The 17,969-nt window shown below is 65.7% G+C and carries 20 protein-coding genes and 2 tRNA genes; 8 read left to right on the top strand and 14 right to left on the bottom strand.

Going from position 1 to position 17,969, the window contains the following annotated elements; all coding sequences use genetic code 11:
* Positions 1 to 118 precede the first annotated feature (118 nt).
* Genes murI through queG form a run of 5 tightly spaced genes read right to left on the bottom strand, consistent with a single transcriptional unit; the run spans position 119 to position 4,427 of the window.
* Positions 119 to 928, bottom strand: a complete 810-nt coding sequence (murI, locus tag IE097_RS13635; RefSeq protein ID WP_189461404.1) for a glutamate racemase — start codon at positions 926 to 928, stop codon at positions 119 to 121.
* A 52-nt stretch (positions 929 to 980) separates the two neighbouring features.
* Positions 981 to 1,700 (bottom strand): 5-oxoprolinase subunit PxpA, encoded by a 720-nt coding sequence (gene pxpA, locus IE097_RS13630; protein WP_189461403.1) that lies wholly within the window; start codon positions 1,698 to 1,700, stop codon positions 981 to 983.
* Positions 1,697 to 2,632, bottom strand: coding sequence for a 5-oxoprolinase subunit C family protein (locus IE097_RS13625; protein WP_189461402.1), 936 nt, complete (start codon positions 2,630 to 2,632; stop codon positions 1,697 to 1,699). Before IE097_RS13625 ends, pxpA begins: the two co-directional genes overlap by 4 nt.
* Complete coding sequence (gene pxpB, locus IE097_RS13620) at positions 2,629 to 3,300, bottom strand: 5-oxoprolinase subunit PxpB (protein WP_189461401.1); 672 nt, start codon at positions 3,298 to 3,300, stop codon at positions 2,629 to 2,631. Before pxpB ends, IE097_RS13625 begins: the two co-directional genes overlap by 4 nt.
* A 29-nt stretch (positions 3,301 to 3,329) precedes the next feature.
* Positions 3,330 to 4,427 (bottom strand): tRNA epoxyqueuosine(34) reductase QueG, encoded by a 1,098-nt coding sequence (gene queG / locus IE097_RS13615; protein ID WP_229797589.1) that lies wholly within the window; start codon positions 4,425 to 4,427, stop codon positions 3,330 to 3,332.
* On the opposite strand from queG, the gene tsaE reads away from it, so the two are divergent.
* The 4 genes from tsaE to IE097_RS13595 are packed head-to-tail and all read left to right on the top strand — an operon-like array spanning position 4,413 to position 7,482.
* Positions 4,413 to 4,889 (top strand): tRNA (adenosine(37)-N6)-threonylcarbamoyltransferase complex ATPase subunit type 1 TsaE, encoded by a 477-nt coding sequence (tsaE, locus tag IE097_RS13610; RefSeq protein ID WP_189461400.1) that lies wholly within the window; start codon positions 4,413 to 4,415, stop codon positions 4,887 to 4,889. The genes queG and tsaE overlap by 15 nt on opposite strands.
* Complete coding sequence (locus IE097_RS13605) at positions 4,865 to 6,172, top strand: N-acetylmuramoyl-L-alanine amidase (RefSeq protein WP_189461399.1); 1,308 nt, start codon at positions 4,865 to 4,867, stop codon at positions 6,170 to 6,172. The genes tsaE and IE097_RS13605 overlap by 25 nt, the downstream gene beginning before the upstream one ends.
* A 58-nt stretch (positions 6,173 to 6,230) precedes the next feature.
* Positions 6,231 to 6,659 carry a tetratricopeptide repeat protein gene (locus tag IE097_RS13600; RefSeq protein WP_189461398.1) on the top strand — a complete coding sequence of 143 codons (429 nt, stop codon included), beginning with the start codon at positions 6,231 to 6,233 and terminating at the stop codon, positions 6,657 to 6,659.
* Positions 6,660 to 6,684: 25 nt separating this feature from the next.
* The gene (locus tag IE097_RS13595; protein WP_189461397.1) at positions 6,685 to 7,482 is read left to right on the top strand and encodes a MipA/OmpV family protein; all 798 of its coding nucleotides are present in this window, start codon (positions 6,685 to 6,687) and stop codon (positions 7,480 to 7,482) included.
* Between the two features lie 74 nt (positions 7,483 to 7,556).
* Here the strand turns inward: IE097_RS13595 and IE097_RS13590 are convergent.
* Both IE097_RS13590 and IE097_RS13585 read right to left on the bottom strand, forming a co-directional pair.
* Positions 7,557 to 7,632 (bottom strand) — tRNA-Asn (locus IE097_RS13590).
* A gap of 42 nt (positions 7,633 to 7,674) precedes the next feature.
* Positions 7,675 to 7,750, bottom strand: a tRNA-Asn gene (locus IE097_RS13585).
* 74 nt (positions 7,751 to 7,824) lie between these two features.
* Here IE097_RS13585 and IE097_RS13580 point away from each other — a divergent pair.
* From IE097_RS13580 to IE097_RS13565, 4 genes are all read left to right on the top strand, one after another.
* The gene (locus tag IE097_RS13580) at positions 7,825 to 9,108 is read left to right on the top strand and encodes an AsmA family protein (RefSeq protein ID WP_189461396.1); all 1,284 of its coding nucleotides are present in this window, start codon (positions 7,825 to 7,827) and stop codon (positions 9,106 to 9,108) included.
* A 244-nt stretch (positions 9,109 to 9,352) separates the two neighbouring features.
* A complete protein-coding gene (ygfZ, locus tag IE097_RS13575) occupies positions 9,353 to 10,264 on the top strand; it encodes a CAF17-like 4Fe-4S cluster assembly/insertion protein YgfZ (RefSeq protein WP_373295749.1) in 912 nt (303 codons plus the stop codon).
* 103 nt (positions 10,265 to 10,367) lie between these two features.
* A complete protein-coding gene (fabI, locus tag IE097_RS13570) occupies positions 10,368 to 11,162 on the top strand; it encodes an enoyl-ACP reductase FabI (protein WP_189461394.1) in 795 nt (264 codons plus the stop codon).
* Positions 11,163 to 11,268: 106 nt separating this feature from the next.
* Positions 11,269 to 12,033 (top strand): class II glutamine amidotransferase, encoded by a 765-nt coding sequence (locus IE097_RS13565; RefSeq protein ID WP_189461393.1) that lies wholly within the window; start codon positions 11,269 to 11,271, stop codon positions 12,031 to 12,033.
* A 13-nt stretch (positions 12,034 to 12,046) separates the two neighbouring features.
* Here IE097_RS13565 and IE097_RS13560 read toward each other — a convergent pair whose 3' ends face one another.
* The 7 genes from IE097_RS13560 to argC all read right to left on the bottom strand — a co-directional run bounded on the left by IE097_RS13560 (position 12,047) and on the right by argC (position 17,917).
* Positions 12,047 to 13,126, bottom strand: a complete 1,080-nt coding sequence (locus IE097_RS13560; RefSeq protein ID WP_189461392.1) for a hypothetical protein — start codon at positions 13,124 to 13,126, stop codon at positions 12,047 to 12,049.
* Positions 13,127 to 13,136: 10 nt separating this feature from the next.
* Positions 13,137 to 13,727, bottom strand: a complete 591-nt coding sequence (locus IE097_RS13555) for a malonic semialdehyde reductase (protein WP_189461391.1) — start codon at positions 13,725 to 13,727, stop codon at positions 13,137 to 13,139.
* Between the two features lie 2 nt (positions 13,728 to 13,729).
* Positions 13,730 to 15,211 (bottom strand): polyphosphate:AMP phosphotransferase, encoded by a 1,482-nt coding sequence (pap, locus tag IE097_RS13550; protein ID WP_189461390.1) that lies wholly within the window; start codon positions 15,209 to 15,211, stop codon positions 13,730 to 13,732.
* A 130-nt stretch (positions 15,212 to 15,341) separates the two neighbouring features.
* A complete protein-coding gene (erpA, locus tag IE097_RS13545) occupies positions 15,342 to 15,695 on the bottom strand; it encodes an iron-sulfur cluster insertion protein ErpA (RefSeq protein WP_189461389.1) in 354 nt (117 codons plus the stop codon).
* Between the two features lie 64 nt (positions 15,696 to 15,759).
* On the bottom strand, positions 15,760 to 16,158 hold the full coding sequence (locus tag IE097_RS13540) for a bactofilin family protein (protein ID WP_189461388.1): 399 nt from the start codon (positions 16,156 to 16,158) through the stop codon (positions 15,760 to 15,762).
* Entirely contained in the window at positions 16,158 to 16,871 is a 714-nt protein-coding gene (locus IE097_RS13535; protein WP_189461387.1) for a DUF6776 family protein, read from the bottom strand. The genes IE097_RS13540 and IE097_RS13535 overlap by 1 nt, the downstream gene beginning before the upstream one ends.
* A gap of 2 nt (positions 16,872 to 16,873) precedes the next feature.
* Positions 16,874 to 17,917 (bottom strand): N-acetyl-gamma-glutamyl-phosphate reductase, encoded by a 1,044-nt coding sequence (gene argC, locus IE097_RS13530; protein ID WP_189461554.1) that lies wholly within the window; start codon positions 17,915 to 17,917, stop codon positions 16,874 to 16,876.
* Between the last annotated feature and the right edge of the window lie 52 nt (positions 17,918 to 17,969).

Below are 17,969 nucleotides of genomic sequence, written 5' to 3'. Positions count from 1 at the left end.
CCACACCAACAACACGGCAAGCACGATTCATAAAACGGCGCTGACAAGGCGTGCGAAGCGCAGACAGTACAAGCAAATACGGCAAGCGAGCACAGCCGGCGGGGCTTTTTGCATCGTGCTAGAGGCTGACGAGTTCGACCTTGCCCAGACTCCGCCCCAGAAAACGCTCGCCGATGGTCTGGAACTTCACCGGCACGTCGGTCACATAGCAACGATAGTCCGGCCGGCCGCGATGCGGATTGGCCAGGCCCTGCTCGGCCAGCAGGTCGGCGGCCTGATCGGCAATCGCCAGCGCCGAATCGACCAGTTCCATCCGGCTGCCGGTCACGTCGAGCAGCATCGGCTTGAGCAACGGGTAATGGGTACAGCCGAGGACCAGCGTGTCGATGCTTTCGACGAACACCGGCCGCAGGTATTCCTGCGCCACCATCCGGGTCACCGGGTGGTCGACCCAACCTTCCTCGACCAGCGGCACGAACAGCGGACAGGCCTGCGAGTAGACGCGGTACTTGGGTTCGAGCGTGTGGATGGCGCGGGCGTAGGCGTTGGAATTGATCGTCGTCGGCGTGCCGATCACGCCGATACCGCCCGACTTCGTCCGTTTGGCCGCTTCGCGCGCACCGGCCTCGATCACGTCGAGCACCGGCACCGGCGACGCCTCGCGCACCTTGTCGGCGGCCACCGCCGCCATGGTGTTGCAGGCGATGATCAGCATCTTGACGTTCTGCGCGCGCAAAAAGTCGGCGATCTGCTGGGTGAAATGCTCGATGGTGGCGACCGACTTCACGCCGTAGGGCACGCGCGCGGTGTCGCCGAAATAGATGATGTTCTCGAACGGCAGCCGGTCCATCAGCGCGCGGACGACGGTCAGGCCGCCGACGCCGGAATCGAATACGCCGATGGCGTGCGATGGTTGAGCGTTCTGCATTCTGTTCCCCGAAAGCGGGCATTCTACGCCGCCCGGCAAGGGCGAAACAGCCTCAAACGCGTCGGGGAAAGCGCTTGCGCAAGGTTTGGGCAAATTTCAGCGCATGGGCATTGTCGCCATGGATGCAGACCGAATCCGCCGCCAGCGGCAGCCAGTCGCCGTTCTGCGCGTACACGCCGCCCTGCCGCCACAGGCTCTCGACCTGGGCGATCGCGGCGATGTCGTCGAGCACCGCGCCGGCTTCGCTGCGGGGCACCAGACTGCCGTCGTCGCGATAGGCGCGATCGGCGAAGGCCTCGCGGATCACCGTCAGGCCGACCGCCTCGCCGGCGCTGGCCAGCGCGCTGCCGGCCAGCGCCATCAGCGCCAGCGACGGGTCGATCTCGTAGACCGACTGTGCCAGCAGCATCGCCAGTTGCGGATCGCGCGCCGCGTCGTTGTAGAGCGCGCCGTGCGGCTTCACGTAACACACCGACACGCCGGCCTCGATGCACACGGCCTTCAGCGCCCACAGCTGGGCGGTCAGGCTGGCGACGAGCTTCGGCTCGGGCATCGCCAGCGAGATGCGGCCGAAGTGCTCGCGATCCGGGTAGCTCGGGTGTGCGCCGATGCGTACGCCGTGCGCCCGAGCCAGCACGACCGTTTCGCGCATGGTGTCGACATCCCCGGCATGGCCGCCGCAGGCGACGTTGGCGGCGTCGATCAGCGGCATCAACGCCGCGTCGTACTCATAGCCCTCGCCAAGATCGGCGTTCAGTTCCAGATACTTCATCGTGCCTCCCAGGCGAGCGAGCGGCTGACGCGTGCCAGCCAGTCCCGTTGTGCCGCGAGAGCGGCCAGTGCGGCGTCGGAGTCGACTTCGGCGAAGCGCAGCGTGTCGCCCGGCTTGAACTGCCCTGCCCGCCACAGATCGGCACGGATCACCACCAGCGGGCGCAGGTATCCGCCGGTGGTCTGCGCATCCGCCAGCAGCACGATCGGCTCGCCCGAGGGCGGCAGTTGCACGCAGCCCGGCATCACCGCGTGCGAATCGAGCGAGTCCGATGCATCGCACTCGAGTTGCGCACCGGTCAGGCGCATGCCCATCCGGTTGCTGGCCAGACCGACCTGCCACGGCGTGCTCAGCAGCTGACGCTGTGCGGCATGGCCGAGCAGGGACCAGTCCGGCCCCGGCAGCACGCGCAGGTGCTCGCCGCGCTCCGGTTGCGCCACCGCCACGCCGGGAACCTGCCGCGGAGCACGGCCGCATTCGACGACGTCGTCACGGCGCAGCGCCCGTCCGTGAAATCCGCCCATGCCGGCCAGCAGGCCGGTCGAGCGGCTGCCGAGAATCGGCGGAACCGCGATGCCGCCGGCCAGCGCCAGATACGCGCGCGCGCCGCGCTCGGCAAAGCCGAATCGCAGCACTGCGCCCTTTCCGGCCGTATAACGATGCGCCGGATGCAGCATCGCGCCATCGAGCGTGACCTGCATCGTCGCGCCGGCCCACGCGAACGTCGTCTTCGCATCGAAGCGCAACGCCAGCCCGCCCAGCGTGATCTCCAGCCCCGCCGCTCCCTCGTCGTTGCCGGCGACGAGATTGGCCAGCCGCAGCGACAGCGGATCGCAGGCGCCGCCGTGCGGCACGCCCAGTGCGGCGTACCCGTCTCGACCGAGGTCCTGCACCGTGGTTAGCGGACCGGGTTTGAGGACGGTCAGCGTCATGACGTCACCGGGACGAAAACGACGCGATCGCCGGGCGACAGCAGCCCCGGCGTTTCGCGGTACGGATCGAAGAGGACGGCATCGGTATGGCCGATCAGTTGCCAGCCCCCCGGCGACGCCAGCGGATAAACCGCGGTCTGCGCACCGCCGATCGCGACCGAACCGGCCGGCACCGCAATGCGTGGCGACGCACGACGCGGGCAGGCCAGCAACGGATCAAGGCCGCCGAGATAGGCAAAACCGGGCAGGAAGCCGAGGCAGTACACGATGTATTCCGCCCCGGCATGCCGTGCGATGACCTCGTCGCGACGCAAACCGGTGCGTTCGGCCACGACAGCCAGATCGGGGCCGGCCTCGCCACCGTAGACGACCGGAATCTCGACGCGTTTGCCCGCCTCGCCCTCGGCACCGGCACTCTCCTGCCACGCCGCTTCGAGAGCCGACTCGATCCGCGCCGCCGGGATCGCCAGCGGGTCGAAAAAGCCGGTCAGGTTGCCCATCCCCAGCACCCACTCCACCCGCGGTTCGCGTTCACGCAACGCATGCCATGCCGCCCAGAGCCGCCGCTGGGCGGGCAGGCTTGCGCCCACGCCGAGCATCAGCGCGGATTCGCCGAAGGGCTGGATGCTCACCGGGGACGGGAGGTTTGCTGGAAGGCGTTCGGACATGACGGAGGGCATCGGGATCGATGCCTCCATCATGGCGTATTTTGCACCGCAGCGTGACGCGCCAGCGCCCAGGCGACGTGTTCGCGCACCATTTCGTCGGCGTCATCGGCACGCGCAGCCAGCGCCGCAAGCACCGCCGGAGTCGTCGGGGCATTGCCGAGCCCGACCGCGAGGTTGCGCAACCAGCGTGCATAGCCGATCCGGTAGATGGGACTGCCGGCGAGCCTTTCCTTGAAGTCCGCCTCGGACCACGCAAACAGCTCGACCAGCGTCACGTCATCGAGGCCGTTGCGCACGTGGAAATCGGGTTCGGCCGTGTCGACGGCAAAGCGGTTCCACGGACAGCAGAGCTGGCAGTCGTCGCAACCGTAGACGCGGTTGCCGATCATGGGCCGGAACTCTTCCGGAATCGCCCCGTGCAACTCGATGGTCAGGTAGGAAATGCAGCGGCGCGCGTCGACGGTGTACGGCGCGACGATGGCCTGCGTCGGACAGGCAACCAGACACTTGGTGCAGCGGCCGCAGTGCTCGTTTTCCTCGGGCGGATCGAGCGGCAGTTCCAGATCGGTGAACAGCTCGCCCAGAAAAAAGTACGAGCCGTAATCGCGGTTGATCAGCAGCGTATGCTTGCCGCGCCAGCCCAGTCCCGCCTGCGTCGCCAGTTCGACCTCGAGCACGGGCGCCGAATCGACGAACACCCGGTGGCCGAACGGGCCGATCGTTGCGCCGACCCGGTCGGCGAGCTTCTGCAGCTTGTTGCGCAGGACCTTGTGATAGTCGCGGCCGAGGGCGTAACGCGAGATGTGCGCCTTTTCGCCATCCATCAGCACCGCCTCGCTCGACGACACACCGGGCGGCCGATAAGGCAGGAAGACGCTGACAACGGTTTTAGTGCCGGGCACGAGTTCGGCAGGCCGCGCGCGCTTCATGCCATGGCGTGCCATATAATCCATCTCGCCGTGAAAACCGGCCTCCAGCCACGCGGCGAGGCCGGCTTCGGCATGCGACAGATCGGTGCCGGTGATCGCCACCCTGGCAAAGCCGAGTTCGCGCCCCCACACCTTGATCGAAGCCGCCAGTTCCCGAACGTCGAGACCCTTGTCGAGATCCATATGCATAGCGCCCATGATACCGCCTTCACGCCCTTCCTCGCCGACGAGGCCGAGACGCTTTCGATGGGCGGGCAACTGGCTGCAGCGCTGGTGCCGGGGATGGTGATCTTCCTCGAAGGCGACCTCGGTGCCGGCAAAACCACGCTGACGCGCGGCATCCTGCGCGGCCTCGGTTTCACCGGACGGGTAAAAAGTCCGACCTATACACTGGTTGAACCTTATACAGTTTCGAACTTATACTTGTATCACTTTGATTTATATCGTTTTAGCGACCCTTCCGAGTGGGAGGACGCCGGTTTTCGCGATTATTTCAACCGCGACAGCGTCTGCCTGATCGAATGGGCCGACAAGGCCGAGGGCCTGCTCCCGGCGCCGGACTGGCTGATCCGGCTCGAGCCCGAGGCCGACGGCCGTCGCCTTCACCTGACCGCACTGACCCAAAACGGAACGCAATGCCTGGCCCGACTCGCCCGCTGATCCCCGACGCCCACCGCCGCACCGTGCTGCGCGCGGCGGTGACCACCCTGTTGCTGTCGGTCATCCCGAAAGGCTTTGCCGCGACCGATTCGCGCGTCGTCGCCGTCCGTGTCTGGCCGGCACAGGCGTACACGCGGATCACGATCGAATCGACCGCGCCGCTGACGTTCAAGCAGTTTTCGCTCAAGGACCCCGAGCGTCTGGTCGTCGACCTCGACGGCATCGACCTGAACGGCGAGCTGCAGGCCCTGTCCGGCAAGGTCAACGCCGACGACCCCTATATCCAGCAGCTGCGCGCCGCACGCAACAAGCCCGGCACGGTACGGCTGGTGCTCGACCTCAAGGGCGAGGTCAAACCGCAGGTGTTCACGCTGGCGCCGGTCGGCGAATACCAGCACCGGCTGGTGATCGACCTGTACCCGGCGGTGCAGAACGACCCGCTGCTGGCCTTCCTCGACGACCAGACCACGCCGCCCGCACCGCCGCCCAAGCAGGTCGAGCCGGCCAAACCGGCCGAACAACCGTCGAAAACGGCCAATGTCGACCGCAAGGACCTGAAGATCGACCGGCTGGTCACCGTAGTGCTCGACCCCGGTCATGGCGGCGAGGACCCGGGCGCGATCGGCCCGCAAGGCAACCACGAAAAGACCGTCGTGCTGGCGATCGCCAAGAAGGTCAAGGCGCTGCTCGAGGCCGAGCCGAACATGCGCGTGGTGATGACCCGCGACGACGACTTCTTCGTCCCGCTCGGCGTACGGGTGAAAAAGGCCCGTGCGGTGCAGGCCGACCTGTTCATGTCGATCCACGCCGACGCCTTCATCAAGCCCGACGCCAACGGCTCGTCGGTGTTCGTGCTGTCCGATCGTGGTGCATCGAGCACCGCCGCCAAATGGCTGGCGCAGACGCAGAACGACGCCGACCTGATCGGCGGCGTGAAGATCGCCAACGTCAAGGACGTGCATCTGGCCAAGACCCTGATGGACCTGACGCAAACGGCAACGCTGAACGACAGCATGAAGTTCGGCAACGCCATGCTCGCCCAGCTCAAGCAGATCAACCGGCTGCACAAGGGCAGCGTCGAGCAGGCCGGTTTTGCCGTGCTCAAGGCGCCGGACATTCCGTCCATCCTGATCGAGACCGCCTTCATCTCGAACCCGGCCGAGGAGCAGAAGCTGATCGACGAAGGCTACCAGCAGAAGATGGCGCAGAGCATCGTCAGCGGCATCAAGGCCTACTTCGCCAAGAATCCGCCACTGTCGCGGACCAAGCTCGCGCAGGGGTAATGAGGGCAAGGCGGTTTTCGTCGTAGAATCGCCCACCGCCGCCTGATCAGGAATTCCGATGCCCGCCCTTCCCGCCAAACTGTTCGACGAGATCGAAGCGCTGTCCGACGCCGGTGACGCGCTGTACGAGGCCGGTGACTACAAGGCCGCCATCGCCAAGTACAAGGCCGGCTACGCGCTGGTACCCGCACCGAAGGAAGAATGGGAAATCGGCACCAGCCTGCTGATCGCGATCGGCGACACCCAGTTTGCCGACGGCGACTTCGCCCGCGCGGTCGAAACGCTGACCGCCGCGTCGTTTGCACCGGCCGGCATGGGCAATCCCTTCGTGCACCTTCGCCTCGGTCAGAGTCTGTTCGAAACCGGCGCACTCGATCTCGCCGCCGAATCGCTGCAGCGCATTCGCGGTCATGGCGACGACAGCATTTTCGACGACGAAGACCCGAAATACCTCGCCTTCCTGCAATCGCACACGCCGAACCTCTGACTCGGCCCCCAACAAGGATCGCCCCATGCACCGTCTTGCCGCGTCCGTCGCCGGTCTCGCGTTGTTCGCCGCGTCTGCGGCCCAGGCCATCGACCTGCCATCGATGAACCTGCCCAACCTGATCGGTATCGGCGTTGGCGCAACGCCGGAATGCTCCGGCTGCAAGGACGACATGATCGGTGTCGTCCCGGGCGTGCGTTACGTCACCGAATCCGGCCGGCTGTTCGAGTGGTACGGTCCCTACGCACAATACAACTTCGGCGATCTGACCGGCTTCCAGTGGGGCCCGGCGATCAACCTCAAGCTCGGTCGCAGCAACGTCAGCGACGACGTGATCGCCAAGCTGCACGACATCGACACCACGGTCGAGTTCGGCGGCTTCATCGGCTACGAGTACGACAACCTGCAGGGCATTCCCTACCGGTTGCGCTTCAACGCCAATGTGCTGACCAATGCCGGGCAGGTGTACGACGGCGCCAGACTGAACGTCGGCGCGACACTGTGGGTGCCGCTGTCCGAGCGCTTCTTCGTCGGCAGCGGCATCGGCGCCACCTGGGCCAGCGCGAGCTACGTGAACACCTACTACGGTGTTACGGACGCCGATTCGGCGGCCTCGGGTCTGGCACCGTTCCAGGCCGGCGGCGGCAACCAGCAGGTGCTCGGCTGGATCGGCGTGATCGGCCAGATTTCGGGCCACTGGTGGGGTGGCGCCGGCGCCTTCATGCAGCGGCTGATGGGCGACGCAGCGGACAGCTCCTTCGTACGCGAGCGCGGCGAGCGCGACCAGCTGACCTACGGTGCCGGCATCGGCTACGTCTGGTAAGGCGCCCGAAACCGCACACCTGCGATGCAGACGCAAAAAACCCCCGGTCATCGCTGACCGGGGGTTTTCGTATCTGGCTCCCCGACCTGGGCTCGAACCAGGGACACACGGATTAACAGTCCGTTGCTCTACCGACTGAGCTATCGGGGAAAAGAAAATCCCGGTCTGTCGACCGGGACTTCGGTAATGGGTTGGCTCCCCGACCTGGGCTCGAACCAGGGACACACGGATTAACAGTCCGTTGCTCTACCGACTGAGCTATCGGGGAACCGAAGAGATGCGTATAATAGGAACGCACTCGCCCGTTGTCAACACATTCCAACAATAAATCCAGACGAGATCATGCAAAATACACGGAAGCTCCTGATTTTTATCGCTTTAATTCTGATCCTGATCGGCGTGCTTCCGCTCGTGATCCCCGACTCGCTTTACCGCGACCGGCTCGTCGCTACACTGGAAAAACGCCTGCACGGCCCGGTCCAGATCGGCGGGAGTGGTATCGAATACGCACCCCGGCCGGCGCTGGTCATCCGCAACGTCGTATTCAACGGCGACCCGAATACCGCCAAGATCGACAAACTGAGCGTGCCGGTCTCGTTCCACAACCTGCTGAACTGGGGTCGCGAGATCCGCGGCATCACCGTCGAGAACGGCCAGTTCAGCCCGCGCTTCGCAATGCAGTTGCCGGAAAAACTGCGTCCCGAAGCCGATCAGCCGCGACTGGCGCAGATCGAGCTCAAGCAGTCGCGCATCCTGCTCGGCAACGGCACCATCGGCCCGATCGACGCGACACTGCGTTTCGCCAGCGACGGCCAGCTGGCCGAGCTGCAGGCCGGTGACGAAGCCAGCCACCTCGATTTCCATGTCCAGCCCAAGGGCGGCCAGTTCGCCGTGACCCTGACCGCCAGCGGCTATACGCTGCCCTTCGGCCATCCGGTGCATTTCGACCGGTTGCTGCTCAAGGGGCTGGCCGGTCCTGACGGCGTCGACATCGAGGACATCCGAGGCGACCTGTACGGCGGCATCGTCACCGGCCGGGCCCAGCTGGGCTGGCAGGACAACGCCTGGACACTGGCCGGCACCCTGCGCACCAACGGCATTCAGGCCGAACCGTTCAGCCAGGTGTTCAGCGAAGTCACCCACGTTTCCGGCCGGCTCGCCGGCGAATCGACCTTCGTCTACAAGGCCGACGACTACCACAAGCTGTTCGATCGCCCGGGCATCGATGCGCAGTTCCGCGTCAGCGACGGCATGCTGCACAACTTCGACCTGATCACGCCACTCAAGTCGGCGCATCCGGCAACCTATGCCCGCGGAGGCCAGACGCGCTTCGAGACCTTCACCGGTCGCCTTGCCGTCCGTGGCGACACGGTCCAGATCCTCGATGCCGACCTCGTTGGCGGCAAGTTCAATGCCCGCGGCCAGTTGACGATCCAGCCGGACCTGCGCCTCAACGGCGCCGTTCTGGCCAGGCTGTCGGGCGGCACGATCAATGTCGCCAATCGCATCACGGCCGGTGGCGTGCTGAAATCGCCCGAACTGTCGACCGCCAGCAGCAACCGGCCCCAGCCGCAGGCCGTCAACCTGACGGCCGAAGAGCCGGCGCCGGAGCAGGTCGCACAGTAAGCGCCGGCGGTTCGCCTCACAGGCGACGGCGACACTCAAGCGCAGGCAAAGACTGGATATTCCGGTCTTTGCCCCCATCTGGCCCGGTATTCTTCCTTCATTTTTTCCGGCGGAGTCCCTCATGCCCTGGAACGACCACCTCGAATCCCTTGGCGCCCGACGCGATGACGCCGGCGTCATTACCGACTTCGGTCAGGCTGCCGACGAACTCGCCGCACTGGCAACGCAAACCGTCGTCTCGCCACTGAACCAGTTCGGCCTGATCCGCTTCAGCGGCGAGGAAACCGCTGCCTTCCTCAACGGCCAGCTGTCGAGCGACGTACGCACGCTGCCGGCCGACGCGGCGCAGTACTCGAGCTACTCGACCCCGAAGGGCCGGATGCTCGCGAGCTTCCTCGTGTTCCGCGACGGTGACGACTACTACCTGCAGATCGCGGCCGAACTGCAGCCGGCGATCCAGAAACGTCTGGGCATGTTCATCCTGCGCACCAAGACCAAGCCCGCCGACGCCAGCGCCGAACGCATCCTGCTGGGCGTCGCCGGGCCGACCGCGGCAGCCACGGTGGCCGCCGTGACCGGTGCCGCAGCACCGGCCGCACAGGCCGTGACCACAGCCTCTGTGCATGGTGCAAGCGTGACCGTCATCGGCCTGTCCGGCGATCGTTTCGAACTGGCCATTCCGGCCGATGCCGCCGAAACCGTCTGGCAGGCGCTGGTCGACGCCGGCGCACGCCCGGTCGGCGAGCCGGTGTGGCGCCTGACGGAAATCCGCGCCGGTGCGCCGTGGATCACCGCAGCCACGCAGGAAGCCTTCGTCGCGCAGATGGCGAACATGGAACTGATCGGTGCGGTGAGCTTCACCAAGGGCTGCTACCCGGGACAGGAGATCGTCGCGCGGACGCAGTACCTCGGCAAACTCAAACGACGGATGTTCCGCATGCACGTCGAAGCCGAAGCAAAGGCCGGCGACGAGGTCTACAGCAGCGAGATGAACGGCCAGGCGTCCGGCCAGCTGGTGCTTGCCGCCCCGGCACTGCAAGGCGGATACGAAGTACTCGCGGTCGCGCAGATTGCCTCGCTCGAACACGGTCTACACCTCGGCAGTATCGACGGTCCGGTGCTGTCGCGGCTCGACCTGCCCTACCCGCTCGACTGATTGCCGGCAATCTGCCCGAACCGCCCGCGCAGCCAGCCGCGGGCGGTTTCGTTTATAATCGCGCGACTCTATTTAGAACGATATCTCCAAGGGGACTACACGCATGGGCTTTCTCGCCGGCAAAAAAATCCTGATTACCGGGCTGTTGTCCGACCGCTCGATTGCCTACGGCATCGCCCAGGCGTGCAAGCGCGAAGGCGCCGAGCTGGCGTTCACCTATGTGTCCGAAGACCTGAAGCAGCGCGTCGTCGATCTCGCCAAGCACTTCGACTCGGACCTCGTCCTGCCCTGTGACGTCGCCAGCGACGAGCAGGTTGCCGCCGTGTTCGCCGACCTCGGCAAGCAGTGGGACGGCCTCGACGGTCTGGTCCACTCGATCGGCTTCGCGCCGCGCGATGCGCTCAAGGGCGACTACCTCGACGCGGTCACGCGCGAGAATTTCCGCATTGCCCACGACATCAGCTCGTACAGCTTCGCCGCGCTGGCCAAGGCCGCCCGCCCGATGCTGAACGATGGCGCCAGCCTGCTCACGCTGTCCTACCTCGGCGCCGAACGCGCGATCCCTAACTACAACGTGATGGGCCTGGCCAAGGCCTCGCTCGAAGCCAACGTGCGCTACATTGCCGCAGCGGTCGGTCCGGAAAAGGGCGTGCGCTGCAACGGCATCTCGGCCGGCCCGATCAAGACGCTGGCGGCCTCGGGCATCGCCAACTTCGGCAAGCTGCTGAAGGCCGCTGCCGATGCCACGCCGCTGAAGCGCAACATCACCCAGGAAGAAGTCGGCAACGTCGCCGCCTTCCTGCTGTCGCCGCTGGCGTCGGGCATGACCGGGGAAATCCTCCACGTCGACGCCGGCTTCAGCATCGGTGCCGGCGCACTGGGCGACAAGTCGGAGTAATCCGCGCCGCACCGAGAAAATGCCCGGCCGTTGCCGGGCATTTTTGCTTTTGAGCCGGCGGCATGCCGGTGCACAATGAATCATCCTTACCATTCGGAGCACGCCGATGTGCCAGCTTCTGGGCATGAACTGCAACGTGCCGACCGATATCGTGTTTTCGTTCGAGGGCTTTCACCGTCGCGGCGGACTGACCGACCATCACGCGGACGGCTGGGGCATCGCCTTCTTCGAGGAGCGCGGCTGCCGGCTTTTCCTTGACTACCTGCCGTCGATCAGCTCGCCGATCGCCGAACTGGTCCGCGCCTATCCGATCAAGAGCCGCAACGTCATCGCGCACATCCGCAAGGCGACACAGGGCACGGTCAATCTGGCCAACACCCATCCGTTCCGGCGCGAACTGTGGGGGCAGTACTGGATCTTCGCGCACAACGGCAATCTCGACAGTCTGCCGTCGCTGCAGGGCAGCCGTTTCCAGCCGGTCGGCGACACCGACAGCGAGCAGGCGTTCTGCTGGCTGCTCGACGCGCTGGCAAAGCGCTTTGACGTCGCGCCGACGTACGACGCGCTGCACACGGCGCTGAAATCGCTCACCGCAGAACTGGCCGACCGCGGCAGCTTCAACTTCCTGCTCTCGAACGGCGAAGTGCTGTTCGCACGCTGCTCCACCGACCTGCATTACATCATCCGGCGTGCGCCGTTCTCGACCGCCCACCTTGCCGACGCCGACGTCAGCGTCGATTTTTCCTCGGTGACGACCCCCGACGATCGCGTCGCCGTGATCGCAACCCAGCCGCTGACCGACAACGAGACCTGGACCCGGATGGACAGCGGCCAGCTGCTGATGTTCGTCGACGGCGAACCGGTCGCCTGACGACGAAAACCGCTCAGCGTTCGCGCGACTGCAGCCGCAGCAGCGCGTAGAACGAGGCGCCGAACGTCTCGTCACCCGGATCGAGCTGGCGCAACTGGTGGGCCAGCCGGTCCGGCGTCGACATGCCGGCGGCGAAACGGTCGCGGACCTTCTTGAGCATCTGCGCCCGGGCAACCAGCTCTTCGCGGCGCTGCTCGACCCGCTTGCGCTGGCGCCGGTGTGCGCCGACCGACAGGTTGAGCCAGAGGATCAGCGGTACCGCCACCAGCCAGTACTCGCCGAACAGCGCCACGATCGCGGCAATGATCAGCGTCAGATACCAGATCTGGTCCGCCATTTCGAGCTGTGGCAACAGGACCGACAGGCTGGGCCAGCGGTGCTTGAACGTCGCAGCCACGAAGGCATCGTCGCCCGCCTCGCGCTTCTTGCGCATCAGCACGGCGTCGAGCGCCAGCGTCGCGTACCACTGGCTGACGATCTTGCAGTGCAGCCATGGCGTCGCCAGATACAGGTCCAGCTGCGCGTAGAACGCCTCGCGGAACGCCTCGGTGCCGATCGGCGGCACCACGTCGTTGAAGGGCTGGGCTGTCGAACGCTGCACCAGCAGCGGCCAGCCGGCCACGTCGGCGATCTGCCGCCGCCGTTCTGCCAGCAATTCGGGCGAGATCGTCAGCTGCGGGTGATCAAGGCGCAGGTAATGCCCCAGCAGCGCCTCGAGATCGGCAAAGTCGGGCGCCTCGCCCGGGGACGACTGCAGCGTCGCCCGCAGGCGGGCGACTTCGGCGACGATCGCCTCGCCGATCGGCGAGGCCTCGGGCACCCATGGCAGGCGCACCAGCGATTCGGCCTTGAACAGGCTTTCGTCGTAGTGACGGACAAAGGCCGCGTTGTAACGCGAGCGCTCCTCCTCATCACGCTGCCGGTCGCCCGACACCAGCGGCGGCGTCGGCGGCTGGCGCTTCAGGTCCACCAGGATGCGGTTGACCTGCGACTCCAGTTCCGGCGCAATGCCGGCCTGGGCAAACACCGGCTCGAGTTCACGGCGGCGCGAACGCCAGTCGTCCAGCGCCTGCCAGATCGTCCAGTCGGTCATTGCGCGACGATCAGACGATGCGGCATGCGGTCTCGAACGGCAGGCGCGGATTGCGCGGATGCAGCTTCTCGCGCAGGCCGTAGCCAAGATTGATCAGGAAGTTCGAACGCCAGTTCGTGCCCGCAAAGAAGGCTGCGTCGACGACCGCGTTGTCGAAACCCGACATCGGGCCGCAGTCGAGGCCGAGCGAGCGCGCAGCCAGCATCAGGTAGGCGCCCTGCAGGCTGCCGTTGCGCAGGCAGGTCGTCTGGATGGCGGCATCGTTGCCGACGAACCAGCTCTTCGCATCGGTGTGCGGAAACAGCGTCGGCAGCTCGTCGTAGAAGGCCAGATCATGCGCAACGATCACCGTCAGCGGCGCAGCGATCGTCTTGTCGCGGTTGCCTTCGGACAGGGCCGGCGCAAGCTGCGCCTTCGCCTCTGCCGAGCGCACGAATACGAAGCGGGCCGGCGAGCTGTTGGCCGATGTCGGGCCGAACTTCAACAGGTCGTACAGCGCGCGGATCGTTGCGTCATCGACGTTGCGGCCGTCGAAATAGCTGAACGTGCGGGCCTCGCGGAACAGCTGGTCAAGCGCGGCAGCGCTCAGGATCTGGGACATGGTCACTCCTTGCGTGTAAGGCGGGCTTCGATCGCGTCGCACAGTTTTTCGAGGATTTCGACTCGGGCATGATACTTGTTGTTGGCACCGATCAGATGCCAGGGCGCAATTGCCGAACTGGTGCGGTCGATCATGTCGCTGGCGGCGACGATGTAGTCGTCCCACTTGTCGCGGTTGCGCCAGTCCTCGTCGGTGATCTTGAAGCGCTTCCATTCGATCGCTTCGCGTTCCTTGAAGCGGCGCAGCTGCTCGTCCGGATCGATCGCCAGCCAGAATTTGACCACGATGATGTCGGCCGCGTCGAGCTGGGCCTCGAAGTCGTTGATCTCGCTGTAGGCACGCATCCAGTCGAACTGGCTGGCAAAGCCTTCGACCCGTTCGACCAGCACCCGGCCGTACCACGAACGGTCGAAAATCCGTACCTGGCCATGCGGCGGCACGTGACGCCAGAAGCGCCACAGATACGGTTGCGCGCGTTCTTCCTCGGTCGGCGAGGCGATCGGCACGATGCCGTACTGGCGCACGTCGAGGGCGGCGGTAATGCGCCGGATGCTGCCGCCCTTGCCTGCCGCGTCCATTCCCTCGAACACGGCGACCACGCCCATCTTCCGGAAGCGGCGCTTGCGGGTCAGCCGGTTCAACCGGCCCTGCGCTTCGGCCAGCCGTTTTTCGTAGTCCTTCTTGTCGAGCGCGTGCTTCAGTTCGAGCTTGTCGAGCAGGCGGACACCGTCCACCGACGGCAGCAGCGGCGCTGCCTCGCCATAGGGCTGGAACTGTTTGTCGAAGCGCGCCGTCAGCGCGTCGAGCAGCTGCTGGCCGACCGAGATCGAGCGGTAGTTTGCATCGCCCCCCTCGACGACACGCCACGGGGCAAAGGCCAGATTGGTTCCCTGCAGCATCTGCTGGCAGGCGCCGAGAATCTCGTCGTAGTTCTTCAGGAACCAGCGGTCTTCGTCACCGACACGCCAGGCCGTGAGCGGATCGGATTCGAGCTGGTTCAGGCGCTTCTTCAGGTCGGCCTTGGGCAGGTGCAGCCAGAACTTCATCAGCAGCACACCTTCGGAAGCGAGCATGCGCTCGAAACGGGTGATCTGCTCGATCTCGCGCTGGAAATCGGCCTTGCGGCCGCTGCGCAGGGCATCCCACACCGGACCGAGATACCAGCCGCCGAAGAAGATCGCGGTCTTGCCCTTCGGCGGCAGCGTCCGCCAGTAACGCCACAGCGGCGGACGCTCGGCCTCTTCGTCGGTCGGCTCGCCGAAGGCGTGGTTCGCGATATGACGCGGGTCCATCCATTCGTTGAGCAGGCTGGCCATCTCGCCACGTCCGCCGGTCGGCACACCCGAGAGCAGGATCACCACCGGAAACTCGCCCTGCCGGCCAAGCTTGAACTGGGCCGCCAGCAGCGCCTCGCGCAGTACGGCTTCGCGCTTGCGGTACTCGTCCTTGCCGATCCTGTGACCGAGATTTGCCGATTCGAACATGCACCGCTCCCCTTGGGTATCGAACTGCCATTATCGGGCCGAAGCGCGCCCGCAAGGCAAGTCGGTTTCAGGTTTGCGACAAAGAAAAAGGGAAGCGCCCGCGCTTCCCTTTTGCATCCAGACCGCCGGATCAGACCGAGAACGACGAACCGCAGCCGCAGGTCGACTGGGCATTCGGATTCTTGATCGTGAATTGCGAGCCTTCAAGGCTGTCGACATAGTCGATTTCGGCGCCAACAAGGTACTGGTAGCTCATCGGATCGACCAGCAGCGTCACGCCGCCCTTGTTCACTTCGGTGTCGTCGTCATTGACGATTTCGTCGAAGGTAAAGCCGTACTGGAAGCCGGAACAGCCGCCGCCGGTCACGAAAACGCGCAGCTTGAGGTCGGGATTTCCTTCCTCGGCGATCAGTTCGGCCACCTTGCTTGCAGCGGCGTCGGTGAACAGGAACGGGCTGGGCATTTCGGCAGTTGCGGTGGTCATCGCATACTCCACATTTAATAGTTGACTAAACAACTAGGATTATCGCGCCGACCCTGCCGGCGGGTCAATCGGCGCCGGCCGGCACTTCTGCCGCGGTGATGACTTTCGCGCCGTCGAGCGGGATCAACCGGCCTTCGATCACCGCGCCGGGGTGCATTTCCAGGACCTTGTAGGTCAGGTCGCCGTGGACTCGCGCCTTGGGCTGCAGCTCGACGTAGTGGCTGACCTCGATCGGCCCGGCGATCTCGCCGTTGAGGATCAAATGGGTCGCGCGTACCCCGCCTTCGATCCGGGCCTTTTCCGACACGACCAGCGTCCCGTGCTGGGCGTCGACCGCAACCACATTGCCCGCGACGATGCCGTCGACGCGGAGACCGCCGGCGAAACGCAACTCGCCGTCAAACTGGGTGCCGTGGCCGATCAGGCTGTCGATCCGCTGGCTCCCCTTTTTCTTCTTGAACATCACCCCTCCTGATTGTTGCAGCTCGCCAGCGGCTGCTTGTCCTTGCCGGCGACGAGCCGCAGCTCGATGCGCTCGACCCTGGCGGCGGCCGGCAACGCCAGCTCGCCTTCGGTACTGCCGTAATGCCGGAACGCCAGCGGCGCCGCGGCCAGATCGATCCGGCGCCGGGCATTGCCCTCCCGTACCACGGCGCTGGGCAGCAGCTGGCCGGCAAAAGCGGTATCACGACCGGCCCCCTGCGTCGCCAGTGCCCGCCAGCGCCAGCGGCCGTCGCCCTGCGGCTCGAAATCGCAGCGAACCAGTTCGGCCGGACGATTGCGGTCGTTGCGGGTCAGCAGGGTATCGAAGAACGCCAGCCGCTGTTGCTGCGCCGCAAGCTGTTGCTCCACGCCAGCCAGTTCGGCAGCCAGCGCCTTGCGGGCCGCCTCGCTCACTTCAAGTTGTTGCTGGACACCAGAGGCGGTTGCGGCCAGCGCGATGCGCTGGGTTTGCCCGGCTTCAAGCGCGGCCAGTTGCCTGGCCGCCTGCTGCTGTGCCTGGGTACGGCCACGCTGTTCCCCCTGCCAACTGCCGGCTGCGAATGTCGCCGCCAGCACGCCCAGCCAGAACGCAGCCCGCAAGACGCGACCCCGCCAGCCCAGCGCGGGCCGCAGGGTCAGCGGCGTCGCCGTCAGCCGGGCGCGCTGCAGGCGGTACAGGCGCTTGAGCGGCACGTTTACGGCAGCAGCGGAACGACGTCGAGGCCTTGCGTTTCCGGCAGGCCGAACATCAGGTTCATCACCTGCACTGCCTGGCCCGATGCACCCTTGACGAGGTTGTCCTCGACCACGAGGATCACCAGCAGGTCGCCATTGCCGGGGCGGTGCACCGCGATGCGCGCAATGTTCGAGCCGCGCACCGAGCGCGTCTCCGGGCAGCTGCCGGCCGGCATCACGTCGACGAATGCCTCGCCGGCAAAGCGGTCTTCGAACAGCTTCTGGAAATCGGTGCCTCGGCCTTCGGGCCTGATGCGTGCGTAGATCGTCGAGTGGATGCCGCGGATCATCGGCGTCAGATGCGGCACGAAGGTCAGCGTGACCGGCGCACCGTGGATCGCGCTCAGGCCCTGGTTGATTTCGGGCGAGTGACGATGCCCCTTGACGCCGTAGGCCTTGAAGTTGTCGCCGGCTTCGGCGAACAGGGTGCCGACCTCGGCCTTGCGGCCCGCGCCCGACACGCCCGACTTGCAGTCGGCGATCAGGGTATCGGTTTCGATCAGTTGCTGGCCGTTTTCGAGCAGCGGCAGCAGGCCGAGCTGCACCGACGTCGGGTAGCAGCCGGCCATGCCGATCAGCCGTGCCGCCCTGATGGCGTCACGATTGACTTCGGCCAGACCGTATACCGCCTCGTCAAGCAGGTCGGTACAGCTGTGCTCCATCGCGTACCACTTCTGGAACTCGGCCGGATCCTTGAGGCGGAAATCGGCGGCGAGGTCGATGACCTTGACGCCGGCGTCGAGCAGCTCGCGCGCCTGCGCCATGGCCACACCGTGCGGCGTGGCGAAGAACACCACGTCACAGCCCTTGAGGTTGGCTTCCTCCGGCGTCGAGAACGCCACGTCGACGCGGCCGCGCAGGCTCGGGAACATTTCGGCGACCTTCATGCCGGCCTCCTTGCGCGACGTCACCGCTTCGATGCGCGCACCGCCGTGACCCGCAAGCAGACGCAGCAACTCGACCCCGGTGTAGCCCGTGCCGCCGACAATCCCGACCTTGACCATCTCGAACTCCTTGTAAGCAATCGCTGCGATCATAAAACAAAAGCCGCCCGGA

The organism is Jeongeupia chitinilytica (genome assembly GCF_014652315.1).
Taxonomy (GTDB): Bacteria; Pseudomonadota; Gammaproteobacteria; order Burkholderiales; family Chitinibacteraceae; genus Jeongeupia; species Jeongeupia chitinilytica.
This window is presented reverse-complemented; position numbering and strand designations above follow the sequence as displayed.

What these genes read in the sequence shown, in the direction of transcription:
- pap (WP_189461390.1), bottom strand. Translation starts at nt 15,211, where the DNA reads ATGTTCGAATCGGCAAATCTCGGTCACAGGATCGGCAAGGACGAGTAC.
- IE097_RS13605 (WP_189461399.1), top strand. Translation starts at nt 4,865, where the DNA reads ATGCCTGGCCCGACTCGCCCGCTGATCCCCGACGCCCACCGCCGCACC.
- IE097_RS13580 (WP_189461396.1), top strand. Translation starts at nt 7,825, where the DNA reads ATGCAAAATACACGGAAGCTCCTGATTTTTATCGCTTTAATTCTGATC.
- fabI (WP_189461394.1), top strand. Translation starts at nt 10,368, where the DNA reads ATGGGCTTTCTCGCCGGCAAAAAAATCCTGATTACCGGGCTGTTGTCC.
- IE097_RS13560 (WP_189461392.1), bottom strand. Translation starts at nt 13,126, where the DNA reads ATGACCGACTGGACGATCTGGCAGGCGCTGGACGACTGGCGTTCGCGC.
- IE097_RS13565 (WP_189461393.1), top strand. Translation starts at nt 11,269, where the DNA reads ATGTGCCAGCTTCTGGGCATGAACTGCAACGTGCCGACCGATATCGTG.
- IE097_RS13625 (WP_189461402.1), bottom strand. Translation starts at nt 2,632, where the DNA reads ATGACGCTGACCGTCCTCAAACCCGGTCCGCTAACCACGGTGCAGGAC.
- pxpB (WP_189461401.1), bottom strand. Translation starts at nt 3,300, where the DNA reads ATGTCCGAACGCCTTCCAGCAAACCTCCCGTCCCCGGTGAGCATCCAG.
- murI (WP_189461404.1), bottom strand. Translation starts at nt 928, where the DNA reads ATGCAGAACGCTCAACCATCGCACGCCATCGGCGTATTCGATTCCGGC.
- argC (WP_189461554.1), bottom strand. Translation starts at nt 17,917, where the DNA reads ATGGTCAAGGTCGGGATTGTCGGCGGCACGGGCTACACCGGGGTCGAG.
- queG (WP_229797589.1), bottom strand. Translation starts at nt 4,427, where the DNA reads ATGGGCGCTATGCATATGGATCTCGACAAGGGTCTCGACGTTCGGGAA.
- IE097_RS13540 (WP_189461388.1), bottom strand. Translation starts at nt 16,158, where the DNA reads ATGTTCAAGAAGAAAAAGGGGAGCCAGCGGATCGACAGCCTGATCGGC.
- erpA (WP_189461389.1), bottom strand. Translation starts at nt 15,695, where the DNA reads ATGACCACCGCAACTGCCGAAATGCCCAGCCCGTTCCTGTTCACCGAC.
- IE097_RS13600 (WP_189461398.1), top strand. Translation starts at nt 6,231, where the DNA reads ATGCCCGCCCTTCCCGCCAAACTGTTCGACGAGATCGAAGCGCTGTCC.
- IE097_RS13595 (WP_189461397.1), top strand. Translation starts at nt 6,685, where the DNA reads ATGCACCGTCTTGCCGCGTCCGTCGCCGGTCTCGCGTTGTTCGCCGCG.
- IE097_RS13555 (WP_189461391.1), bottom strand. Translation starts at nt 13,727, where the DNA reads ATGTCCCAGATCCTGAGCGCTGCCGCGCTTGACCAGCTGTTCCGCGAG.
- pxpA (WP_189461403.1), bottom strand. Translation starts at nt 1,700, where the DNA reads ATGAAGTATCTGGAACTGAACGCCGATCTTGGCGAGGGCTATGAGTAC.
- tsaE (WP_189461400.1), top strand. Translation starts at nt 4,413, where the DNA reads ATGCATAGCGCCCATGATACCGCCTTCACGCCCTTCCTCGCCGACGAG.